Source organism: Blastococcus carthaginiensis (assembly GCF_030731085.1).
In the GTDB taxonomy this organism is placed as follows: domain Bacteria; phylum Actinomycetota; class Actinomycetes; order Mycobacteriales; family Geodermatophilaceae; genus Blastococcus; species Blastococcus carthaginiensis.
This window is the reverse complement of the sequence record NZ_JASNFN010000019.1, coordinates 31,909-53,516: the sequence shown is the minus strand read 5'-3', so window position 1 is coordinate 53,516 and position 21,608 is coordinate 31,909. Positions and strand designations below refer to the sequence as shown.

Sequence of the window (21,608 nt, the reverse complement as noted above, 5' to 3'; positions counted from 1 at the left end):
GGCCGCGGGGTGCTGGGCTTGTGGCGCCGGCGGTGTGGGGGGGGGGGCCCGGCCGCCCGGCCGGGCCCCCCTCACTCGCAGATCTCCAGCCGGGTCACCGTGCCGTTGTGCGGGGTGATCGCAGGCATCGCGTCGGCCCCCAGCCCCGCCGCCACGGCCTGCGCGGCGCGGATGGTGTCGCCGTGGGTCACCAGCGCCACCACGTCGGCCGGGGGCTCGGCGCAGAGCTGGGTGAGGTAGGCCGCCACCCGCGCGTGCAGCTCGGCCAGGCTCTCGCCGCCCTCGGCGGACCAGTGCGCGTCGGACCAGTCGACGACGTCCCACAGCTCCCGCGACGGCCGCCCCTCCAGCACCCCGTAGCCCTGCTCGCGCAGCGCCGGGGTGGTCGTGAAGGGCAGGCCCGTGGCGCGGGCGCAGTGCTCGGCGGTCTGCACCGCGCGCAGCAGGTCGCTGGAGAGCAGCACCCCCGGCCGCAGCCGCGCCAGCTCCGCGGCGGCCGCCTCGGCCTGCGTGTGGCCCAGCGGCGTGAGCGGCACGTGCGCCACCTGGCCCTGCATGCGACCTGCGGCATTCCACTCGCTCTGCCCGTGGCGCACGAGCAGCAGGGTCAGCGGTCGGGCCATGGCAAGGAGGCAGCGTAGGGCAGGGGTCCGCGAACCTCCGCGGCCCGCCTCGTACCGTCGTGGTCGTGAGCATCCCCGTCCGTCCCGGCGCGGCACGTCCCGCCGCGCCCGGCACCCCGGACCCGCTGGTCCCCCTGCTCGACCTGCCGGGCGTCCGGGACGCCGCCGACGCGGCCCGGGCGGGCGTCGACCGGCTGCTGGGCCACCGCGTGCTGCGCCGGGAGTCCGCCGGGGTGAGCACCGAGTCGGCGCTGCGCGGCGCACGCGCCTCCGCCGCGCTGGCCGGCGTCGACGTGCCGCTCGCCGAGCTGCGGGCCGGGTCGGTCGACGACCCGGTCGTGCAGGGCGCGCTGCGCGTCTCGGCGGGGCTGGGCTCGATGGTGGAGACGTGGCCGCGGGCGCCCGGGCAGGTGATCGCCCGCCTGCACGTGCTGGCCGCCGCCGACCTCGCCGACCGCGCCGACCTCGGCCGGCCGGCCGCACACGCCGGCCCCCGGCTGGCCGGGCTGTTCTCCCTGGCCACCGGCACCACCACCGTCCCCGCCGTCCTCGTCGCGGCGCTGGTGCACGGCGAGCTGGCGGCCCTGGCCCCGTTCGGTACCGCCGACGGCGTCGTCGCCCGGGGCGCGGCCCGGCTGACCGGGATCGCCCGCGGGCTGGACCCCAAGGCGGTCTCGGTGCCCGAGGTGGGCTTCGCCGAGCTGGGCCGGGACGCCTACGGCGAGGCGCTGGCCGGCTACGCGACCGGCACCCCCGAGGGCGTGGCCGCGTGGCTGGTGCACTGCTGCCGGGCCACCGAGCACGGGGCGCTGGAGGGCCTGGCCATCTGCGAGAGCCTGCTCCGCGGCTGAGACTGGGGGCATGCGCACCCTCGACGTCCCGGGGCTCGGCCCCGTCAGCCGCATCGGCCTGGGCACCTGGCAGTTCGGGTCCCGCGAGTGGGGGTACGGCGAGAGCTACGCCGACCGGGCCGCCCGCGACATCGTGCGCCGGGCCCGCGAGCTCGGCATCACGCTCTTCGACACCGCCGAGGTCTACGGCTTCGGGCGCAGCGAGCGGATCCTCGGCGAGGCGCTGGGGGAGGAGCGCGACCACGTCGTCGTCGCCAGCAAGATCTTCCCGGTCGCGCCCTTCCCGAAGGTGGTGCGGCAGCGCTGGGCCGGGAGCGCCCGCCGGCTGGGCGTGGACCGGATCCCGCTCAACCAGGTGCACCAGCCCAACCCGGTGGTGCCCGACTCCGTGACGATGCCCGGGCTGCGGGAGCTGCTCGACGAGGGGGCGATAGGCGGGGTCGGCGTCTCCAACTACTCCCTGGACCGCTGGCGGGCCGCCGACGCCGCGCTCGGTGCGCCGGTCATCGCGAACCAGGTGCAGTTCTCCCTGGCGCACGCCGGCCCGCTGGAGGACCTGGTGCCCTTCGCCGAGCGCGAGGGCCGGCTGGTCATCGCCTACAGCCCGCTCGCGCAGGGGCTGCTCGGCGGGAAGTACTCGGCCGACCACCGGCCCGGGGGCGTTCGCGCGGTCAACCCGCTGTTCGGCACGGAGAACCTGCGCCGGGTCGAGCCGCTGCTCGACGTCCTGCGCCAGGTGTCCGACGCGCACGACGCGACGCCGGCGCAGGTCGCGCTGGCCTGGCTCATCGCGCAGCCCCGGGTCGTGGTGATCCCCGGCGCCTCGAGCGTGGAGCAGCTCGAGTCCAACGCCGCGGCCGACGAGCTCGCGCTGGCCGACGACGAGGTGGCGGCGCTGACCGCGGTCGCGCGGGCGTTCTCCCCGGTGTCCGGCGTGCGGACCCTGGTCGACGGGCTGCGGGAGCGGTTCGGGCGCTGAGCGTCAGGCGCCGCGACGGCGGCGCCGGCCCGGCGCCGGGTCGTCGGTGGGCAGCAGCCCGGCGCGCACGGCCCGGTGCCGGGCGTACCAGGCCAGCCCGACGACGGCGGCGCCCACGCCCATCGCGGCACCGGTGACCACCGGCGCGGGGGGCACGGAGAAGCGGGAGCGCATGCTCACCGGCCGCTCGAAGCGCAGCACCGGCCAGCCGTGCTGCAGCGCGGCCTTGCGCAGCCCGCGGTCGGGGTTGACCGCGGTCGGGTGGCCGACGACGGAGAGCATCGGCAGGTCGGTGATCGAGTCGCTGTAGGCGTAGCAGTCGGCCAGGTCGTAGCCGCCCTCGGCGGCGAGCCGGCGGATCGCCTCGGCCTTGTGCTCGCCGTAGGCGTAGAACTCGATCTCGCCGGTGTAGCGGCCCTCCTCGGTGACCATCCGGGTGGCGACGACGCGGTCGACGCCGAGCATCTCGCCGATCGGATCCACCATCTCCGCACCGCTGCTGGAGACGATGACGATCTCCCGACCGGCGGCGCGGTGCTCCTCGATGAGGTCGGCGGCCTCGGCGTAGACCAGCGGGTCGACGATCTCGTGCAGCGTCTCGCGGACGATCTCGTGGACGGTGGCGGCGTCCCAGCCGGTCACCATCGCGGTGAGCTGGGCGCGCAGCCGCTCCATCTGCTGGGCGTCGGCGCCGGCGAGGGAGAAGACGAACTGGGCGTACGCCGTCTTCAGGACGGCGCGACGGTTGATCAGCCCGCCGTTGAAGAACGGGCGACCGAAGGCCAGCGTGCTGGACTTCGCGATGACCGTCTTGTCGAGGTCGAAGAACGCCGCGGAGCGGGACACGTCAGCCACGGTAGCTGGATCGGCAGGTAGCGGACCGGAGTGGACGATGTCCACACCCGTTGGGGTCATCCACAGTTCCGCTCCCGTTCTGGTCCCGTCCGCCCGGTGTCCGGTGGGCTCGCTCCCGTGCCCCTTCCGCCCCCCTCCCGTCCCCTCGTGGTCAGCACCGACGAGGACCTGCTCGACGAGCTGCTCCGGCTGGTCGCGGCCGCCGGCGCCGAGGCGGAGCTCGCCACCGGTGGCCCGGCGCTGCGGCGCGCCCACCGCGAGGCGGCGCTGGTGCTGGTCGGCGCGGAGGCGCTGGCCGCCGGGGTGCTGCGCGCGCTGCCCCGCCGCCCGGGAGTGGTCGTCGTCGCCACCGCCGAGCTGCCCGCGGAGGGGTGGGCGGCGGCGGTCGAGGTCGGTGCGGAGCGGGTCGCGGTGCTCCCCGCCGACGAGGGGTGGTTGCTCTCCCGCTGCGCCGCCGCCGTCCGGGCGCCGGCCGAGCGCGGCCGGCTCGTCGCCGTGGGCGGTGCCTGCGGCGGGGCGGGGGCGAGCACGGTGGCCGCCGCGGTCGCCCTCGCCGCACCCGGCGGGGCCGTGCTGGTGGACGCCGACGCCTGGGGCGGCGGGCTGGACCTGCTGCTCGGGGCCGAGCTCGCCGAGGGGCTGAGGTGGCCGGAGCTCGCCGGGCTGCGCGGGGAGGTGGCCGGCGATGCGCTGCTGGCCGCGCTGCCCGGGATCGGCGGCGTCCACCTGGTCTCCGCCGGCCGCGCGGGCGCGACGCCGATCCCCGACGCGGCGCTGACCGCGGTGGTGGGCGCGAGCCGCGGCACCGGGCTGCCGGTGGTCGTCGACCTGCCCCGCCCGGGGTGCGGGGGCCCGGGCCGCGGGGTGCAGGAGGTGCTGGCCGACGCCGACCTGGCCGTGCTCGTGGTGCCCGCCCGGCTGCGCGCCGCCACGGCCGCCCGGCAGCTGGTCGAGGCCGAGGGCTCGCCGTGGTCGGCGGCGCGCCTGGTGGTGCGCACGCTGCCCGGCGGGCTGCTGCCCGGTGACGTGGCCGAGGTGGTGGGCCGGCCGGTGGTGGCGGAGCTGCCGCACGACCGGGGAGCGGTCGCCCGGGCCGAGCGCGGGCAGCCGCCGGGTGCGCAGTCCCGGTCGCCGCTGGCCGCCGTCGCCCGGCGGTTGCTGGCGGAGCTGGCCGAGGGCGCCGGCCGGTGAGCGAGCCGTCGCTGCTGGACCGCGTGCGCGCGCGGCTCGCCGTCGCCGACGAGGTGCCCTCCCGGGCGGGGGTGGCGGCGCTGGTGCGTGCCGAGGCGGGCGGGCTGCTCGGCGACCGCGACGTCCTGCTCGCCGCGCGCGACGCCGTCGACGAGCTGGCCGGGGCCGGCCCGCTGGAGCCGCTGCTGCGGCTGCCCGGGGTCACCGACGTCCTGGTGAACGGGCCCGGCGAGGTGTGGCTGGACCGCGGGGCCGGGCTGGAGCGGGCAGCCGGTGTCCGCTTTCCCGACGACGACGCGGTGCGCCGGCTGGCGGTGCGGCTGGCCGCGTCGGCCGGCCGCCGCCTCGACGACGCCGCCCCGTGGGTCGACGTCGGCCTCCCCGGCGGCACCCGGCTGCACGCGGTGCTCCCGCCGGTCTCCGCCGGTGGCACCTGCCTCTCCCTGCGGGTGCTGCGCCGGTGCGCGCAGGCGCTGGCCGACCTGGAGGTGCTCGGGGCGCTGCCCGGCGAGAGCGGGGAGCTGGTGCGCGCGGTGGTGGCGCGACGGGTGGCGTTCCTCGTCACCGGCGGCACCGGCTCGGGCAAGACCACCCTGCTGTCGGCCCTGCTGGGCGAGGTCGCCCCGGCCGAGCGGCTGGTGCTCTGCGAGGACGCCGCGGAGCTGACCCCGCCGCACCCGCACGTGGTGCGGCTGCTCACGCGGCCGCCCAACGTCGAGGGCGCCGGTGCGGTCGGCCTGCGCGACCTGGTGCGGCAGGCGCTGCGGATGCGGCCCGACCGGCTGGTGGTGGGGGAGGTCCGCGGGCCGGAGGTGGTCGACCTGCTGGCCGCGCTGAACACCGGCCACGACGGCGGCTGCGGCACCCTGCACGCCAACCGGGCCACCGAGGTGCCGGCGCGGCTGGAGGCGCTCGGCGTCGCCGCCGGGCTCGGCCGCGCCGCGGTGCACAGCCAGACCGCGGCCGCGCTGGACGTGGTGCTGCACCTGCGGCGGACGCCCGCTGGCCGGCGGGTGGCCGAGATCGGGCTGCTTCGCCGGCAGGGGGAGCTCGTGGTGGTGGAACCCGGCTGGCGGGCCGACGGCGGGCCGTGCCCGGCCGGCGACGCGCTCCGGCGGCTGCTGACCGGGCCGTGACCGCGGTGCTGCTGGCCGCGGCCGGAGCGCTGCTGCTCTGGCCCGACGGGCGCGCGGTCGCCCGGCGCCGGCTGCTCCGCGCAGGTCCGGCCGGGGCCCGTGCTCCCGGGCGGGTGCCGCTGCCGCTCGTCGCCGCGGTGGTCGCGGGCGGCGCGGGTGCGCTGCTGGCCACACCCTTGGTTGCGGTGCTCGCCGCCGGCTGCGCCGCGCTCGCGGCGCGCGCCCGGGCGGCCGGCCGCCGGGCGGCCGACGACGTCACCCGGCAGGCGGTGCTGGCCGAGGCGCTGGGCGCCGTCGCGGCGGAGTTGCGCGCGGGCCGGACGCTGTCCGAGGCGGTGCGCACGGCCGCGGCCGACTGGCCCGACCCGGTGTGCGCCGCGGCGCTGGTGCGGGCCGCCCGCGCCCCGGTGACGGACGCGACCGGCGGGGGCGCCGACGACGACGGGACGCCGGCTGCGCTCGCCCGGCTGTCGGCCGCCGTCGCGCTCGGCACCCGCACCGGCTGCTCGCTGGCCGCGGTGGTCGCCGCGGTCGAGGACGACCTGCGGGCCCGGCTGCGGCGGCGCCGCGAGCTGCTGGTGGCCACCGCCGGGCCCCGGGCCAGCGCCCGGCTGCTGGCCGGCCTCCCGCTGCTGGGGCTGGCGATGGGCAGCGGCGTCGGCGCCGACCCGTGGCACGTGCTGACCCGCACCGGTGCCGGGCAGGGGCTGCTGGTCGCCGGGGTGCTCCTCGAGGTGGCCGGCATCGCCTGGACCGGCCGCCTGGTGCGCCGGATCGCGCGGTGACCGCCGCGTTGCTGCTGCTCGCCGTCGCCGTGGCGCTGTGGGTGCCCGGCTCGGCCGTGGCCGGCGAACGGGTGCGCCGGGTGACCGCGCCGGGCCCTCCGGCCACCGGTGCCGGGGAGGCCCCGGCCGCGGGTACCCGGCGTCGGTGGCTGCTGGCCGGGACGGCGGGCCTCGCGACGGGCCTGCTGCTCGGGGGTGGGGTGGGTGCGTGCGCCGCCGTCGTGGTCACCGGGGTGGGGGAGCGGCTGCTGCGCACCGCGACCCCCGACCGGGACGCCGAGGAGCGGGCGGTCCTCCTGCGGGAGCTGCCGGTGGCCTGCGAGCTGCTCGCGGCGTGCCTGGGCGCGGGGCTGCCCCTCGCGGGCGCACTCGCCGCCGTCGCCGGGGTGGTGCCCGGACCGCTGGGCCGGCGGCTGCACGGCGTCGCCGCGCTGCACCGCATGGGTGCCGCGCCGCGTCGGGCCTGGGCCGACCAGCCGGCCGAGCTCGGCGGGCTGGCCCGCGTGCTGGTGCGGTCGGGGGAGTCCGGCGCCGCCGCGGTGCCGGCGCTGCACGCGCTGGCGGGGGAGACCCGGTCGGCGGCGCGCACGCAGGCGCAGGCGGCGGTGCAGCGGGCCGGGGTGTGGGTGCTGGCCCCGCTCGGGCTGTGCTTCCTGCCCGCGTTCGTCTGCCTGGGCGTGGTCCCGCTGGTCCTCGGCATCGCCGGCGACGTCTTCGGCTGATGCGTCCACAGCCACCGGCCTCCTCCACAGATTGTCCGCACTTCCCGGACCGGCCCGCCCCGGCGGCCAGGCTCGGAGCACCGCCCCACCGGGGCCCGACCGAGAGGACCGCCATGACCGCCGACGCCACCACCGACACCGCCCCCGCTGACCCCGCCGCCTCCGGCACTGGACGTCACCCGGGCCGCCTGGCCCGACTGCGGAGCCGGGCGGAGGCCGGGATGAGCACCGCCGAGTACGCCGTCGGCACCGTGGCCGCCTGCGCCTTCGCCGCCGTGCTCTACCGGGTGGTCTCCGGCGACTCCGTCGTCACCGGCCTCACCGAGCTGGTCGAGGCCGCGCTGGCCACCCTCTCCTGACCGGTGGACCGTCGAGCGGACCGGCGGGGCGAGGTGGGGATGGTCACGGCCGAGACGGCGGTGGTGCTGCCGGTGCTGCTGCTCGTGCTCGTCGGCGCCGTCGCCGCCGTGACCGTGGTGGGCGCCCAGCTGCGCTGCGTGGACGCCGCCTGGGAGGGCGCGCGGGCGGCGGCGCGCGGGGAGGACGCCGCGGTCGTCGCGGAGTGGGCCGGCCGGGCGGCGCCGGCTGGTGCGCGCACCGGCCTCACCGGCAGCGGCGACGAGGTCCGGGTGACGGTGGCGGCCGAGGTGCAGCCGCTGGGGCCGCTGCCCTGGCGGGTCACGGTGGTCGCGGAGGCGGTCGCCTGGCGCGAGCCCGCCGCGGGGCTCCCGGGATGAGCGGGGAGCGCGGCTCGGCCACCGTGTGGGTGCTCGTGCTCTCCGCCGTCCTCGTCGCGGTCACCGCCGGTGCGGTGCTCGTCGGGCTGGCGACGGCCGCCCGCCACCGCGCGGGGTCGGCCGCCGACCTCGCCGCACTCGCCGCCGCCGGCCAGGCGGTGCTCGGGGACCCGGACCCGTGCACCGCGGCCGCCGAGGTCGCCGCCGCCAACGGCGCCGAGCTGGTCGGCTGCCGGGTCGGGCCGGGGGCGGTCGTGGCGGTCGAGGTCCGCGTCGCCCTCCGGCTGGGCCGGCTGGGAGTGCACGACACCCTCGGCCGGGCGCGGGCCGGCCCGGTGCCGGCCGGGTCAGAAGACGAGGTCCTCCTCGGCCGGTCCGGGCGGGACGTCGGCGGCCGGCGGTCCGACGGGGGCCGGCGCCGCCGCGCGGACCTCCTCCACGTCGGCGTCGTCGTCGGCAGCGGGGTCGGCCGCTCCGCGCTCGTCGGCTGCGGCCAGCTCGTCGAGCACGACGTCGAGCACCCGCACCGCGCCGGCCTTGTCCAGCGGGTCGTTGCCGTTGCCGCACTTGGGCGACTGCACGCACGACGGGCAGCCGGCCTCGCACTCGCAGCTGGCCACGGTCGCCCGTGTCGCCTGCAGCCACCGGCGCAGCGCCGCGTACCCGCGCTCGGCGAAGCCCGCACCGCCCGGGTGCCCGTCGTAGACGAAGACCGCCGCGGTGCCGGTGTCGGGGTGCACCGCCGTCGACAGCCCGCCGAGGTCCCACCGGTCGCAGGTCGCCAGCAGCGGCAGGATGCCGATCGCCGCGTGCTCGGCGGCGTGCAGCGAGCCGGGCAGCGCCGCGTCGTCGACGTCGGCCCGCTCCACGGCCCGGTGGTCCAGCGTGAGCCACACCGCCTTGGTGCGCAGCTGGCGGGGCGGCAGGTCCAGCGGGAACTCCGCCAGCACCTCGCCGGTGCCCAGCCGGCGCCGCTGGTAGGCCACCACCTGGTTGGTCACGTCGACCACGCCGGTGTGCGCGGTGACCGTGCCCAGCGGCCGCGTCCGCTCGATCGAGACGATCGACAGGTCGGTCACGTCGCGGGCCACGGTGGTCCAGTCGGGGCTCTCCGGGTGGACGACCGCGCAGGCGTCGTCCAGGTCGAACTCGTCGACGACGAAGGTGTCGCCCCGGTGCACGTAGAGCGCGCCCTCGTGCACCGTCGAGTGCGCCGCCCCGCCGTCGACGGTGCCCAGCAGCCGCCCGGTGCCCGCCTCGATGATCGCCACCGGCTCGTCGCCGCTGCCGCGGATGTCGACGTCGGGGCGGCCGCGCCCGGCCCAGTACCAGCCGGTGGGGCGCCGGCGCAGCTGCCCGGCGGCCACCAGCTCCTCGAGCTGGGCCTCGGCGACCGGGCCGCCGAAATCGGCGAGGTCGGCGGGCGCCAACGGCAGCTCGGCCGCGGCGCAGCACAGCTGCGGGCCGAGCACGTAGGGGTTGGCCGGGTCGGTGACGGTGGCCTCGACCGGCCGGCCGAACACCGCCCGCGGGTGGTGGGCCAGGTAGTGGTCCAGCGGGTCGTCGCGGGCGACGAAGACCACCAGCGACTCCCGCTGCGCCCGCCCGGCCCGGCCGGCCTGCTGCCAGAGGGACGCGAGCGTGCCCGGGTAGCCGGCCAGGACGACGGCATCCAGCCCGGCGATGTCGATGCCGAGCTCCAGGGCGTTGGTCGTCGCGACGCCGAGCAGGTCGCCGGCCGACAGTGCCCGCTCCAGCTCCCGGCGCTCCTCGGGCAGGTAGCCGCCGCGGTAGGAGTCCACCCGGGCCACCAGGTCGGGGCGGCCGCGGTCGTGCAGCAGCCGCCGGGCCTGCTCGGCCACCGACTCGGCGCTCCGGCGGGAACGGACGAACGCCAGCGTGCGGGCGCCGCGTTCGACCAGGTCGGCGAGCAGCCCGGCGGCGTCGGCGGCGGCCGAGCGGCGCAGGGGCGCCCCGTGCTCGCCGGTCCGCTCGGTCAGCGGCGGTTCCCACAGCGCGAAGGTGGCGCCGGGGCGCGGCGAGCCGTCGTCGGTGACGGCGAGCACCTCCGCGCCGACCAGCCGGGTGGCCGCGGCGGCCGGATCGGCGACGGTGGCCGAGGCCAGCACGAACACCGGCTCTGCGCCGTAGCGCCGGCAGATGCGCCGCAGCCGCCGCAGCACGTGGCCCACGTGGGAGCCGAAGACGCCGCGGTAGGCGTGGCACTCGTCGATGACCACGTAGGCGACCCGGCGCAGCGTGCTCGACCAGCGCTGGTGGGCCGGCAGGATCCCGCGGTGCAGCATGTCGGGGTTGGTGACGATCCAGCGGGAGTGCCGGCGGATCCAGTCCCGTTCCTCGGCCGGGGTGTCGCCGTCGTAGGCGGCCGGCCGCACCGAGGGATCGGCCAGCTCGGCCACCGAGGCCAGCTGGTCGCGGGCCAGCGCCTTGGTGGGTGCGAGGTAGAGCACGCAGGCGCGGGGGTCCTCGGCCAGCCGGGTGAGGGCGGGCAGCTGGTAGGCCAGCGACTTGCCCGACGCCGTGCCGGTGGCCACCACCACGTGCCGGCCGTCGCGGGCGGCCTGCGCCGCCGCCACCTGGTGCTGCCACGGGGCGCTGACCCCCCGGGCGACCAGGCGGTCGCGCAGCCCGGGCTCCACCCACCCCGGCCAGCCGGCGGTTCGGCTCTCGCGCACCGGCAGGTGGTGGACGTGGGTGACCGGCTGCTCGTCCTCCGCCGTGCCGGCGAGGAGGGCCGTCAGCAGCTCTCCGCCGTGCGGTACCTGCCCGGTCGGCGCCGCGCCGCCCCCGGACCGGTCGTCCGTGCCGGGAGGGGGAGCCGACCGGACCGGGTGGAGCGTGGTCACGGGCTCCACTGTCACACCCGCGCGCAACCCGCCGCGTTCCCGGAGGGCACCTGCGCGACAACACGTGGGCATTGATGTGGGACTTCCGCACCGGGCCGACGCTCGAACCAGCCTTCTGACCTGTGCGCCCCCTCGTGAGACGGGTGAGATCGGAACGGGCCGCCCGGCACGATCGAGCATCCGATGGTGTGCGCTTACCCCCCACTTCCAAGGGGGTCAGAAGCGGGCGCACTTCGTCGGCCGGTGACGGGCTCGCGCGACCCACCACACCCACGTTGTGAGGGAGGCCCGCGCGTCAGGGCCTCGACCCCAGTGGTGATGTCCCACAGGACCGCCCACGTGTTGCCGTTCCCGAAGAGCACGAGGAGCGAAGGGGGTCGCACAAAGTGTGATCTGCCTTACACTTCGCCGCGTTCGTGTCCCGGCGGGTCCGTCGGGGCGCGGACGCCGATCTCCGCCCGGGCCGGGGAGCACGGCGCCACCCGGGCGGCCGCCGACGCCTGGAGGACTCATGCCCGAGGGTTCGCTGTCCGGCGGGGAGACCGCGCTCGTCGCCGTCGTCCTCGTCATCTCCCTGGCCGCCCTGGTCTTCGCCGCCTACCTGGTCCGCGCGGTCCTCGCCGCCGATCAGGGCACGGTGAAGATGCAGGAGATCGCGCGGGCGGTGCAGGAGGGAGCGGCGGCGTACCTGCGCCGGCAGTTCCGCACGCTCGCGGTCTTCGCCGTCATCGTCTTCGCGGTGCTGCTGGTCCTCCCGGTGGCCGAGGGCGGTCTGGGCACGCGGCTGGGCCGGGCGGTGTTCTTCCTCGTCGGCGCGCTGTTCTCGGCGCTGGTGGGCTTCATCGGGATGACGCTGGCCACCCGCGGCAACGTCCGGATGGCCGCGGCGGCGCAGGGCGGCGGCTACCGCCCCGCCTTCCGCATCGCGTACCGCACCGGCGGCGTCTGCGGGATGATCACCATCGGGCTGGGCCTCTTCGGTGCCGCCCTGGTGCTGCTGCTCTTCGACGACACGGCGCCGGTGGTCCTCGAGGGCTTCGGCTTCGGCGGCGCCCTGCTGGCGATGTTCATGCGCGTCGGCGGCGGCATCTTCACCAAGGCCGCCGACGTCGGCGCCGACCTCGTCGGCAAGGTCGAGGCCGGCATCCCCGAGGACGACCCGCGCAACGCCGCCACCATCGCCGACAACGTGGGGGACAACGTCGGCGACTGCGCCGGCATGGCCGCCGACCTCTTCGAGTCCTACGCCGTCACCCTGGTCGCCGCGCTCATCCTCGGGCAGGTCTTCTTCGGCTCGATCGGCATGGTGTTCCCCCTGGTGGTCGCCGCCATCGGCGTCATCGCCTCGGTCGTGGGCGTCCTGGCCACCAACCCGGGGAAGAACGACCGCAACGGCCTGGCCCCCATCAACCGCGGCTTCTTCGTCTCCGCCGCGGTGTCGCTGCTGCTGGTCGCCGTCGCCTCGTTCACCCTCCTCCCCGGCACCGGCGGCGGCGCCGACCTGCCGGTCAGCCCGCAGGTGCTCGGCTTCGTCGCCGTGCTCGTCGGGGTCGTCCTGGCCGCCGCGATCCAGCAGCTCACCGGCTACTTCACCGAGACCAGCCGCAAGCCGGTCGGCGACGTCGGCCGCAGCTCCCTGACCGGGCCGGCCACCGTCATCCTGTCGGGCATCTCGCTCGGGCTGGAGTCGGCGGTCTACGCCGCGCTGCTCATCGGTGGCGCCGTCTACGGGGCGTTCCTCATCGGTGGCGGTGCCGCCCTCTACGCCGTCGCGCTCGCCGGCACCGGTTTGCTGACGACCGCCGGCGTAATCGTCTCGATGGACACCTTCGGGCCGGTCAGCGACAACGCCCAGGGCATCGCCGAGATGTCCGGCGACATCGACGACGAGGGCGCGCGCGTGCTCACCGACCTCGACGCCATCGGGAACACCACCAAGGCCATCACCAAGGGCATCGCCATCGCCACCGCCGTCCTCGCGGCCACGGCGCTCTTCGGCTCCTACAACGCCCAGGTCGCCGTCGCCCTGGACGAGGCCGGCACCACGCTCGGCGACGCGTTCAGCCTGGTGAACCCCAACAACGTGGTCGGCGCGGTGCTGGGGGCCGCGGTGGTCTTCCTCTTCTCCGGGCTGGCGATCAGCGCCGTGTCGCGCGCGGCCGGGCGGGTCGTGTTCGAGGTACGCGAGCAGTTCCGCACCCACCCCGGGATCATGACCTTCACCGAGCGCCCCGACTACGGCGCCGTCGTCGACATCTGCACCAAGGACTCGCTGCGTGAGCTGGCCACGCCCGGCTTGCTCGCCGTCCTCGCCCCGGTCGCCGTGGGCTTCGGGCTGGGCATCGGGCCGCTCGCCGCCTACCTGGTCGGCGCCATCGCGGCCGGCACCCTCATGGCGGTGTTCCTGGCCAACTCGGGCGGCGCGTGGGACAACGCCAAGAAGATGGTGGAGGACGGCGCCTACGGCGGAAAGGGCAGCGAGGCCCATGCGGCCACCGTCATCGGCGACACGGTGGGCGACCCGTTCAAGGACACCGCCGGCCCGGCGATCAACCCGCTGATCAAGGTGATGAACCTGGTCGCGCTGCTGATCGCGCCCGCCGTCGTCGGGCTGTCGGTGGGCGAGGACGCCAACACCGGCCTGCGGGTGGGGCTGGCGCTGGCCGCGGTCGCCGTCATCGTGGCGGCCGTGGTGGTGTCCAAGCGTCGCTCGGTGGTGGTCGGCGAGGTGACCAGCACGCCCACCGACGCGTCGCTCACCACCAGCGCCCCCTGAGCCTGACCCCTTGGCGGTACGCCGCCTTCCACCTGCGGGAACAGGGCCGCACCATCCACGTTGGTCGGGGTGGCGGCACGCCCACGAGAAGGTCGCGCCCGGCGCACCGTCGCCGGCGTGGCTTACCGTGGCCCGCCGAGGGGCGTTCCGCGGTGACGCCCGCCCGGTCCCGGCCCCGGGGCCGGTGCACCCGGGCCGCCCGGCCCGGCCCGGCAAGGCACGCCGCACCCGCACCACCTCAGCACCACCGACAGGAGTCCCGTGCCCACGAAGACCACGCAGCCCGGCACCGAGAACGAGCCCACGACGGACGACGCCGCGAAGACGCCGACCCGCCGTGGCTCGGCCGCGCCCGGCGGCCGGCCGCTGGTCATCGTCGAGTCGCCGACGAAGGCCAACAAGATCGCCGGCTACCTCGGCAACGGCTACGTCGTCGAGGCGAGCGTCGGGCACATCCGCGACCTGCCGCGCAACGCCGCCGACGTGCCGGCCGAGCACAAGGGCGCGGCCTGGGCCCGGCTCGGTGTCGACGTCGACAACTCCTTCGAGCCGCTCTACGTGGTCAGCCCCGACCGCAAGCAGCAGGTGACCCGGCTCAAGCAGCTGGTCAAGAATGCCAGCGAGATCTACCTCGCCACAGATGAGGACCGCGAGGGCGAGGCCATCGCCTGGCATCTGATCGACACCCTCAAGCCGCGGGTCCCGGTGCGCCGGATGGTCTTCCACGAGATCACCCCGGAGGCGATCGCGCGGGCCGTGGCCAACCCCCGCGAGCTGGACACCCACCTGGTCGACGCCCAGGAGACCCGCCGCATCCTCGACCGGCTCTACGGCTACGAGGTCTCCCCGGTGCTGTGGAAGAAGGTGCTCCCCAAGCTCTCGGCCGGCCGCGTCCAGTCGGTCGCGACCCGCATCGTGGTCGAGCGCGAGCGGGAGCGCATGGCGTTCACCGCGGCCGACTACTGGTCGCTGGAGGGCACCTTCGCCGTCGCCGGCCAGCGCGCCGGGGCCGACGCCGGCGAGCCCACCACCGTCCGCGCCAAGCTGGTCAGCGTCGACGACAGCCGGGTCGCCACCGGCCGGGACTTCGACGCCGCCACCGGCCGCGTCACCGGCGACGTCGTGCACCTCGACGAGGCCGGCGCCCGCGGCCTGGCCGCCCGGCTCGAGGGCCGCCAGGTCAGCGTCGGCCGGGTCGACGAGAAGCCCTACCGCCGTCGTCCGTACGCGCCGTTCACCACCTCGACGCTGCAGATGGAGGCCGGCCGCAAGCTCGGCTGGTCGTCGGCGCAGGTCATGCGGGTGGCCCAGCGGCTGTACGAGAACGGCCACATCACCTACATGCGGACCGACTCGACGAACCTCTCCAACGAGGCGATCAACGCCGCCCGCACCCAGGCCCGGGAGCTGTACGGCGACGCCTACGTCCCGGCCGAGGCGCGGCGCTACGCGAAGAAGGCCAAGGGTGCCCAGGAGGCGCACGAGGCGATCCGCCCCGCCGGGGACAACTTCCGCACGCCCGGGCAGCTGGCCGCCGGGCTCGCCCGGGACGAGTTCCGGCTCTACGAGCTGATCTGGCAGCGCACCATCGCCTCCCAGATGGCCGACGCCGTCGGCCAGACCGTCAGCATCCGGCTGGCCGGCCGCAGCGCCACCGACGAGGCGGTCGAGTTCACCGCCAGCGGCCGCACGATCACCTTCTCCGGCTTCCTCCGGGCCTACGTCGAGTCCCGCGACGAGGGCGCGCAGGGCTCCGGCGATGACGACCACGGCAGCGACGACGCCGAGCGCCGGCTGCCCCGGCTGGAGCGCGGCCAGCAGCTCGACACCCAGGCGCTGGACGCCAAGGGGCACAGCACCCAGCCGCCGTCCCGCTACACCGAGCCGAGCCTGACCGCCCGGCTCGAGGAGCTCGGCATCGGCCGGCCGTCGACCTACGTGTCGATCCTCCAGACGATCCAGGACCGCGGGTACGTCTGGAAGAAGGGCTCCGCGCTGGTGCCGTCCTTCGTGGCGTTCGCGGTGGTCAACCTGCTGGAGCAGCACTTCGCCCAGCTCGTCGACTACCAGTTCACCGCCTCCCTCGAGGAGGAGCTCGACGAGATCGCCGGCGGAACGCTGCAGCGCGTGACCTGGCTGACCGAGTTCTACTTCGGCGGCGAGGGGCGGCACGCCGGCGCGATCGCGCAGTCCGGCGGCCTCAAGCACGTGATCGGCCAGCGGCTGGAGGAGATCGACGCCCGCGGCGTCAACTCCATCCCGCTGCGCGCCACTGACGCCGACGGTCGTGCGGTCGTCGTGCGGGTCGGCCGCTACGGCCCCTACCTGCAGGCCGGCGGCGAGGACGGGGCCCGGGTCAGCATCCCCGAGGACATCGCGCCCGACGAGCTGACCACGGAGAAGGTCCGGGAGCTGCTGGAGGCGCCGTCGGGCGACCGCGAGCTGGGCACCGACCCCGAGTCCGGGCAGCCGGTCGTGGTGAAGGCCGGCCGCTACGGCCCCTACGTCACCACCGTCGTCCCCGAGGGCAGCAAGGAGTCGCCCCGCACGGCGAGCCTGTTCTCCTCGATGTCCCCGGAGACGGTGACGATCGACGACGCGCTCAAGCTGCTCACCCTGCCGCGCACCGTGGGCACCGCGCCCGACGGCGAGGAGATCCAGGCGCTCAACGGCCGCTACGGCCCGTACCTGAAGAAGGGCACCGACTCCCGCTCGCTGGAGGGGGAGGAGAAGCTCTTCACCACCACGCTGGAGGAGGCGCTGGCGATCTTCGCCCAGCCGAAGCAGCGCGGCCGGGCGGCGGCCAAGGCCCCGCTCAAGGAGCTCGGGCCCGACCCGGTCACCCAGGGCGTGGTCACCGTGCGCGAGGGCCGCTTCGGCCCGTACGTGACCGACGGCGAGACGAACGCCAGCCTGCGCAAGGGCGACGACGTCGAGTCGATCACCATCGAGCGCGCCGCCGAGCTCCTGGCCGACCGCCGCGCCCGCGGCCCGGCGACCAAGAAGAAGGCGGCCAAGAAGACCACCGCGAAGAAGACGGCGGCCAAGAAGACCACCGCCAAGAAGGCGACGGCGAAGAAGACGACGGGGAAGCAGGCCGTGGACCCGGTCTCGGCCGGCTGAACCCGTGACCACCCCCGAACCGGCCGCCCTGCAGGCCCGGGCGCGCTCGTTCGGGGGAGTCGCGGGGAGCTACGCGGCGCTGCGCCCGACCTACCCGGCGGACGCGGTGGAGTTCCTGCTCGGCCGTGGACGAGCACTGGACGTGCTCGACCTCGGCGCGGGCACCGGGCTGCTCACCGAGGTGGTCCTCGGTCTCGGCCACCGCGTCCGTGCGGTGGACCCGTCGCCGGAGATGCTGGCCGAGCTCGCCGCCCGCCTGCCCGCCGTCGCGACGGCGGTGGGCACCGCCGAGCAGATCCCCACGGAGGACGCCGCGGTCGACGCCGTCGTGGCGGGCCAGGCAGCGCACTGGTTCGACCCGGGAGCGGCGGCCCGCGAGCTCCGCCGGGTGCTCCGCCCGGGCGGGTTGCTCGGGCTGGTCTGGAACACCCGCGACGAACGGGTGCCCTGGGTCGGCGCGCTCGGGGAGGTCATCTCCGACGAGGCGCGCGGGCACGAAGCGGACCAGGCCGTCGTCGACCGGTTCGCCGCCGAGCTCGGGGCCGACGTCGAGGTCGTCGAGTCGGCGGTCGTGCAGCACGTGACCCCCGAGCACGTCGTCGCCGGGATCGCCACCCGCAGCTACGTCGCGGTCATGGACGACGCCCGGCGCGCAGAGTTCCTCTCCGGCATCCGGGAGCTGCTGGGCGAGCACCCCGGCACCCGGGGGCGGACGGAGCTCGAGCTGCCCTACCGGACGCACGCCTACCGGCTCACCCCACGCTGAGCGCGGGTCCGCCCCTCGACGGTGTGCGCGGATGCGTACTTCCGCCGCGCAGGACCTGCGCATCAGCGCCCATCGTCTACTCCCCCGACGGGCGGGTACCGACGGTGAAGACCCGCCGGAAGGACAGCAGCGTGGTGCCGTCGGGGCGCGGCGGGTGGGCGGCCCGCAGCGGGGCGGCGCAGGCGGCGGTGAACGCGGCCGCGACGTCGTCGTCCAGCCGGGCGAGCAGCTCGACGAAGGGCCGCGCGCGTTCCCCGGCGAAGCGGAGGTAGGCGCCGGGGTGCCATGCACCGGCCGGTCTGCCCGCTGGAACTCCGGCACCCGTCACCGCTCGCCACCCTGGTGCGCAGGGTGGACGGCGGTGGAACCGCAGGGATCCGATCAACCCTGCGGAGCGGCGAGGGGCCGGAAAGGTCATGGGCGACCGGTACCGTTGCCCCGCTGGGGCCCGCTCCGCCCCGGTGCCCTCCGACTTTGGGAGCCCGCGATTCCGGCCGAGCCGACGCCCCCGGTACCCCCGTCCGACGGGGCTGCCGGTGCTGCCCCGGGGGGCGACGGTCTGCCGCCCGCCGGTACACCGGTGCCGCCGTCCGCGGGCCCACCGCTGACCGAGGTGGCGGAGGACGGCGCGCCCTCGGGCACGTCCGCCCCGGGCGCGGCCGACTCGGACACGGACGGCTCCGGCGCGGTGGGCACCGCGGCCAAGATCCGCGCGGTGCTGCGGGTGCGCGACTTCCGCAAGCTGTGGTTGTCGACGTTGCTGTCCAGCTTCGGCGACTGGCTGGGGCTGCTCGCCATCACCGTGACCGCGACGCTGACCTTCGAGGACTACGCCGCGCAGAACTTCGCGCTCGCGGGCGTCCTGCTGTTCCGGCTGCTCCCGGCCATCGTGCTCGGCCCGGTGGCGGGGGCCTTCGCCGACCGGTTCGACCGGCGGAAGACGATGGTCGTCACCGACGTCTTCCGGTTCGGGCTGTTCGCCTCGATCCCGATCGTCGACAACCTCATCTGGCTGTTCATCGCCCAGTTCGTCATCGAGGCCTTCAGCCTGTTCTGGATCCCGGCCAAGGACGCCGCCGTTCCCAACATGCTGCGCAAGGACCAGCTCGAGGCGGCCAACCAGCTCTCCCTGATCACCACCTACGGGGTGACGCCGGTGATCGCGGCGATCGTGTTCGCGGTGCTCACCAGCGTGGGCAGCAGCGTCAGCGACGTGCTGCCCGGGGCGAACGAGGTGGACCTCGCCCTCTACCTGAACGCCCTCACGTTCCTGGTCGCCGCCGTGGTCATCTGGAACCTGCCCTCGATCAGCGGTCGCCGTGCCGCGGGGGCGGTCGTCGGCCAGCAGGAGAGCTTCCTGGGCTCGCTGGTCAAGGGCTTCTCCTTCGCCGGCCACACCCGGCTGGTCCGGGGCCTGGTCGTGGGCATCACGGGGGCCTTCGTCGCGGCGGGCGCGATCATCGCCACCGGCCAGGCCTACGTCGAAGTGCTCGGCGGCGGGGAGGCGGCCTACGGGCTGCTGTTCGGGGCGGTCTTCATCGGCCTGGGGCTCGGCATCGGGATCGGCCCGAGCGTCGCCCGCGACCTGGCCCGCGAGCGGATCTTCGGGGTGGCGATCGTCGGCGCCGGCATCGTGGTGCTGCTGCTGTCCTGGTCCTTCGCGCTGTGGATCTCGCTGCTGCTCGTGGTCTTCATGGGGTTCTTCGCCGGCATGGCCTTCCTGGCCGGCATCACCCTGATCGGCACCGAGGTGGAGGACGAGATCCGGGGCCGCACGTTCGCCATCGTGCAGTCCCTGGTCCGGGCGTCGCTGATCATCTCCCTCGCGCTCGTGCCGATCGGGGTGGGCCTGATCGGGCGGCAGGAGCTCGACCTCGGCGCCTTCGCGCTGCCGCTCTCCGGCGAGCGGATCATGCTGTTCGCGGCCGGGCTGCTGGCCGTGGGCGTCGGGCTGGCCGCCTACCGGCAGATGGACGACGGCCGGCCGGTGCCGCTGCTGGCCGACGTCGTCACCGCGCTGCGCCGCGACACCACGGCCCGGCGCCGGCTCGCCGGGGGCGGGGTGCTCATCGCCTTCGAGGGGGGCGAGGGTGCCGGCAAGTCCACCCAGGTGCGCCGGCTGCAGGAGTGGCTCGCCGACGAGGGGCTGACCGCCCGGGCGTCCTTCGAGCCCGGGGCCACCCCGCCGGGGGCGGGCATCCGCTCGATCGTGCTCGACCGGGCCCAGGTGGGCATCGCGCCCCGCGCCGAGGCGCTGCTCTACGCCGCCGACCGCGCCCAGCACGTGCACGAGGTGCTGCGGCCCGCGCTCGACGCGGGCGAGGTCGTGATCACCGACCGCTTCATCGACAGCTCGTTGGCCTACCAGGGCGCCGGGCGCACCATCCCGCTCGACGACGTGCGCATGCTCTCCCGCTGGGCCGCGCAGGGGCTGCGTCCCGACCTGACCGTCCTGCTCGACCTGCCGCCCGAGGTGGGGCTCGCCCGCGCCCGCGGCCGGGCCGCCGCCGACCGGCTGGAGTCGGAGTCGCTGGAGTTCCACCAGCGCGTGCGGCGGACCTTCCAGGAGCTCGCCGAGGCCGATCCCGACCGCTACCTGGTGCTCGACGCGCGGCGGTCCCCGGACGAGCTCGCGGCCGCCATCCGGGTGCGGGTGGCCGAACTGCTCTCCGGGCTGCCGCTGCAGACCCCCGCCCCGCCGGTCGCCCAGCCGCAGGTCGCGCCCGAGCACCGCCACGGCGGTCACGACGCTCCCGTGGCGCACCACCCGCACGCCCAGACCGGCGCCACGCCGCAGCTGCACCCGTGACCGCCCCGGTGGTGGCGCCCGACGAGGGCGTCTGGACGCAGGTGATCGGGCAGCCGGCCGTGGTGGCCGAGCTCAGGGCGGCGATCGCCGACCCGACCGCCATGACCCACGCCTGGCTGTTCACCGGGCCGCCCGGCTCGGGACGGTCGGTCGCCGCCCGGGCCTTCGCCGCCGCGCTGCAGTGCCCCGACGGCGGGGACGGCACCTGCCACGCCTGCCGGACCGTGCTCGCCGGGACGCACGCCGACGTGCAGCGGATCGTCCCGGAAGGGTTGTCCATCGGCGTCGCCGAGGTGCGCGAGCTGGTGCGGATCGCCGGCCGGGCGCCCTCGCAGGGGCGGTGGCAGGTGGTGGTGGTCGAGGACGCCGACCGGATGACCGAGCAGGCGTCCAACACCGTGCTCAAGATGCTCGAGGAGCCGCCGCCGCGCACGGTCTTCCTGCTGTGCGCGCCCAGCCTGCACCCCGACGACGTGCCGGTCACCATCCGCTCACGCTGCCGTGTCGTCGGGCTGCGCACCCCACCGGTGGAGGCCGTCGCCGAGGTGCTGGTGCGCCGCGACGGGATCGATCCCGCGCTGGCGTCCTGGTCGGCCGCCGCCTCCGGTGGGCACGTGGGCCGGGCCCGGCGGATGGCGCGGGACGAGACCGCCCGGCTGGCCCGCAAGGCGGTGCTCGACGTGCCGCTCCGGCTGGTCTCGCTCGCCGCCTGCCTGGACGCCGCCGACGACCTCGTGGGCGCGGCCAAGGAGGAGGCCGACGAGGCCTCCGCCGCCCTGGACGGCGCCGAGACCGAGGCGGTCAAGGCCAGCCTCGGCGTGGGCGCGCGGGGGCCGGGCGTCGCCGCGGCCAGCCGCGGCGCCGGCCAGCTCAAGGAGCTGGAGAAGCGGCAGAAGTCGCGGGCCACCCGGCTCGGGCGCGACTCCCTGGACCGTGCGCTTGTCGACCTCGCGGGGCTCTACCGCGACGCGCTCGTGCTCGATGCCGCGCCCGGGGCCGAGCTGCAGCTGAACCACCCCGACCGCCGCGCCGACGCCCAGGAGCTGGCCCGCCGGATCGGGGCCGACGGGGCGCTGCGCCGCATCGACGCCGTCCTCGCCTGCCGTCGCGCGCTGGAGCAGAACGTGAAGCCGCAGGTCGCCCTGGAGGCGCTCACCGTCGCGCTCCGCCTGCCGTCCTGAGGAAGGGCCTCCGACGCTCGCGCCGGGCCCCTGCAGGAGGGCCACCCCTGCGCCGATCCGGCGGCGCGGTGTCGTAGGCTGTGCGGGCAGTTCGCCGCCTTAGCTCAGTCGGTAGAGCATCTCACTCGTAATGAGAAGGTCGTCGGTTCGATTCCGACAGGCGGCTCTCCTTGTGTGGACGGTCCACTCGGGACTCCCCAGCACCGA

At 76.3% G+C, this 21,608-nt stretch carries 17 protein-coding genes, 1 tRNA gene and 1 pseudogene; 15 read left to right on the top strand and 4 right to left on the bottom strand.

Features of this window, described 5'->3' with window-relative positions:
• Positions 1 to 71: 71 nt before the first annotated feature.
• Positions 72 to 623, bottom strand: a complete 552-nt coding sequence (locus QOZ88_RS15590; RefSeq protein WP_306000654.1) for a histidine phosphatase family protein — start codon at positions 621 to 623, stop codon at positions 72 to 74.
• Positions 624 to 688: 65 nt separating this feature from the next.
• Here QOZ88_RS15590 and QOZ88_RS15585 point away from each other — a divergent pair, with 65 nt between their 5' ends.
• Both QOZ88_RS15585 and QOZ88_RS15580 read left to right on the top strand, forming a co-directional pair.
• Positions 689 to 1,474: a Fic family protein gene (locus QOZ88_RS15585; protein WP_306000653.1), complete on the top strand. Its 786-nt coding sequence runs from the start codon at positions 689 to 691 to the stop codon at positions 1,472 to 1,474.
• A gap of 10 nt (positions 1,475 to 1,484) precedes the next feature.
• Positions 1,485 to 2,453 (top strand): aldo/keto reductase, encoded by a 969-nt coding sequence (locus QOZ88_RS15580; protein ID WP_306000652.1) that lies wholly within the window; start codon positions 1,485 to 1,487, stop codon positions 2,451 to 2,453.
• A gap of 3 nt (positions 2,454 to 2,456) precedes the next feature.
• On the opposite strand, the gene QOZ88_RS15575 is transcribed toward QOZ88_RS15580, so the two are convergent.
• On the bottom strand, positions 2,457 to 3,299 hold the full coding sequence (locus tag QOZ88_RS15575; protein WP_306000651.1) for an HAD family hydrolase: 843 nt from the start codon (positions 3,297 to 3,299) through the stop codon (positions 2,457 to 2,459).
• Positions 3,300 to 3,455: 156 nt separating this feature from the next.
• Between QOZ88_RS15575 and ssd the strand changes: the two genes are divergently transcribed.
• The 7 genes and pseudogenes from ssd to QOZ88_RS23220 all read left to right on the top strand — a co-directional run.
• Positions 3,456 to 4,499: a septum site-determining protein Ssd gene (gene ssd / locus QOZ88_RS15570; protein WP_306000650.1), complete on the top strand. Its 1,044-nt coding sequence runs from the start codon at positions 3,456 to 3,458 to the stop codon at positions 4,497 to 4,499.
• Positions 4,496 to 5,635 carry a TadA family conjugal transfer-associated ATPase gene (locus QOZ88_RS15565; RefSeq protein WP_306000649.1) on the top strand — a complete coding sequence of 380 codons (1,140 nt, stop codon included), beginning with the start codon at positions 4,496 to 4,498 and terminating at the stop codon, positions 5,633 to 5,635. Before ssd ends, QOZ88_RS15565 begins: the two co-directional genes overlap by 4 nt.
• A complete protein-coding gene (locus QOZ88_RS15560) occupies positions 5,632 to 6,420 on the top strand; it encodes a type II secretion system F family protein (protein ID WP_306000648.1) in 789 nt (262 codons plus the stop codon). Before QOZ88_RS15565 ends, QOZ88_RS15560 begins: the two co-directional genes overlap by 4 nt.
• Positions 6,417 to 7,142, top strand: a complete 726-nt coding sequence (locus tag QOZ88_RS15555; RefSeq protein WP_306000647.1) for a type II secretion system F family protein — start codon at positions 6,417 to 6,419, stop codon at positions 7,140 to 7,142. Before QOZ88_RS15560 ends, QOZ88_RS15555 begins: the two co-directional genes overlap by 4 nt.
• A 113-nt stretch (positions 7,143 to 7,255) precedes the next feature.
• Positions 7,256 to 7,501, top strand: a complete 246-nt coding sequence (locus QOZ88_RS15550) for a DUF4244 domain-containing protein (protein WP_306000646.1) — start codon at positions 7,256 to 7,258, stop codon at positions 7,499 to 7,501.
• Positions 7,502 to 7,504: 3 nt separating this feature from the next.
• On the top strand, positions 7,505 to 7,879 hold the full coding sequence (locus tag QOZ88_RS15545; RefSeq protein WP_306000645.1) for a TadE family type IV pilus minor pilin: 375 nt from the start codon (positions 7,505 to 7,507) through the stop codon (positions 7,877 to 7,879).
• Positions 7,876 to 8,202: pseudogene (locus tag QOZ88_RS23220) on the top strand (Rv3654c family TadE-like protein); the annotation flags it as partial. The gene QOZ88_RS15545 and the pseudogene QOZ88_RS23220, both read left to right, overlap by 4 nt.
• A 24-nt stretch (positions 8,203 to 8,226) precedes the next feature.
• On the opposite strand, the gene QOZ88_RS15540 reads toward QOZ88_RS23220, so the two are convergent.
• Complete coding sequence (locus QOZ88_RS15540) at positions 8,227 to 10,746, bottom strand: DEAD/DEAH box helicase (protein WP_306000644.1); 2,520 nt, start codon at positions 10,744 to 10,746, stop codon at positions 8,227 to 8,229.
• Between the two features lie 511 nt (positions 10,747 to 11,257).
• Here QOZ88_RS15540 and QOZ88_RS15535 point away from each other — a divergent pair.
• From QOZ88_RS15535 to QOZ88_RS15525, 3 genes are all read left to right on the top strand, one after another.
• Complete coding sequence (locus QOZ88_RS15535) at positions 11,258 to 13,522, top strand: sodium-translocating pyrophosphatase (protein WP_306000643.1); 2,265 nt, start codon at positions 11,258 to 11,260, stop codon at positions 13,520 to 13,522.
• Positions 13,523 to 13,783: 261 nt separating this feature from the next.
• On the top strand, positions 13,784 to 16,645 hold the full coding sequence (gene topA, locus QOZ88_RS15530) for a type I DNA topoisomerase (RefSeq protein ID WP_306000642.1): 2,862 nt from the start codon (positions 13,784 to 13,786) through the stop codon (positions 16,643 to 16,645).
• Positions 16,646 to 16,649: 4 nt separating this feature from the next.
• A complete protein-coding gene (locus tag QOZ88_RS15525; protein WP_306000641.1) occupies positions 16,650 to 17,411 on the top strand; it encodes a class I SAM-dependent methyltransferase in 762 nt (253 codons plus the stop codon).
• 76 nt (positions 17,412 to 17,487) lie between these two features.
• Here QOZ88_RS15525 and QOZ88_RS15520 read toward each other — a convergent pair whose 3' ends face one another.
• A complete protein-coding gene (locus tag QOZ88_RS15520) occupies positions 17,488 to 17,739 on the bottom strand; it encodes a hypothetical protein (protein WP_306000640.1) in 252 nt (83 codons plus the stop codon).
• Positions 17,740 to 17,991: 252 nt separating this feature from the next.
• On the opposite strand from QOZ88_RS15520, the gene tmk reads away from it, so the two are divergent.
• From tmk to QOZ88_RS15505, 3 genes are all read left to right on the top strand, one after another.
• A complete protein-coding gene (tmk, locus tag QOZ88_RS15515; RefSeq protein ID WP_306000639.1) occupies positions 17,992 to 20,220 on the top strand; it encodes a dTMP kinase in 2,229 nt (742 codons plus the stop codon).
• Positions 20,217 to 21,401 (top strand): DNA polymerase III subunit delta', encoded by a 1,185-nt coding sequence (locus QOZ88_RS15510; protein WP_306000638.1) that lies wholly within the window; start codon positions 20,217 to 20,219, stop codon positions 21,399 to 21,401. Before tmk ends, QOZ88_RS15510 begins: the two co-directional genes overlap by 4 nt.
• 93 nt (positions 21,402 to 21,494) lie before the next feature.
• Positions 21,495 to 21,567 (top strand) — tRNA-Thr (locus QOZ88_RS15505).
• The last annotated feature ends 41 nt before the right edge of the window (positions 21,568 to 21,608 follow it).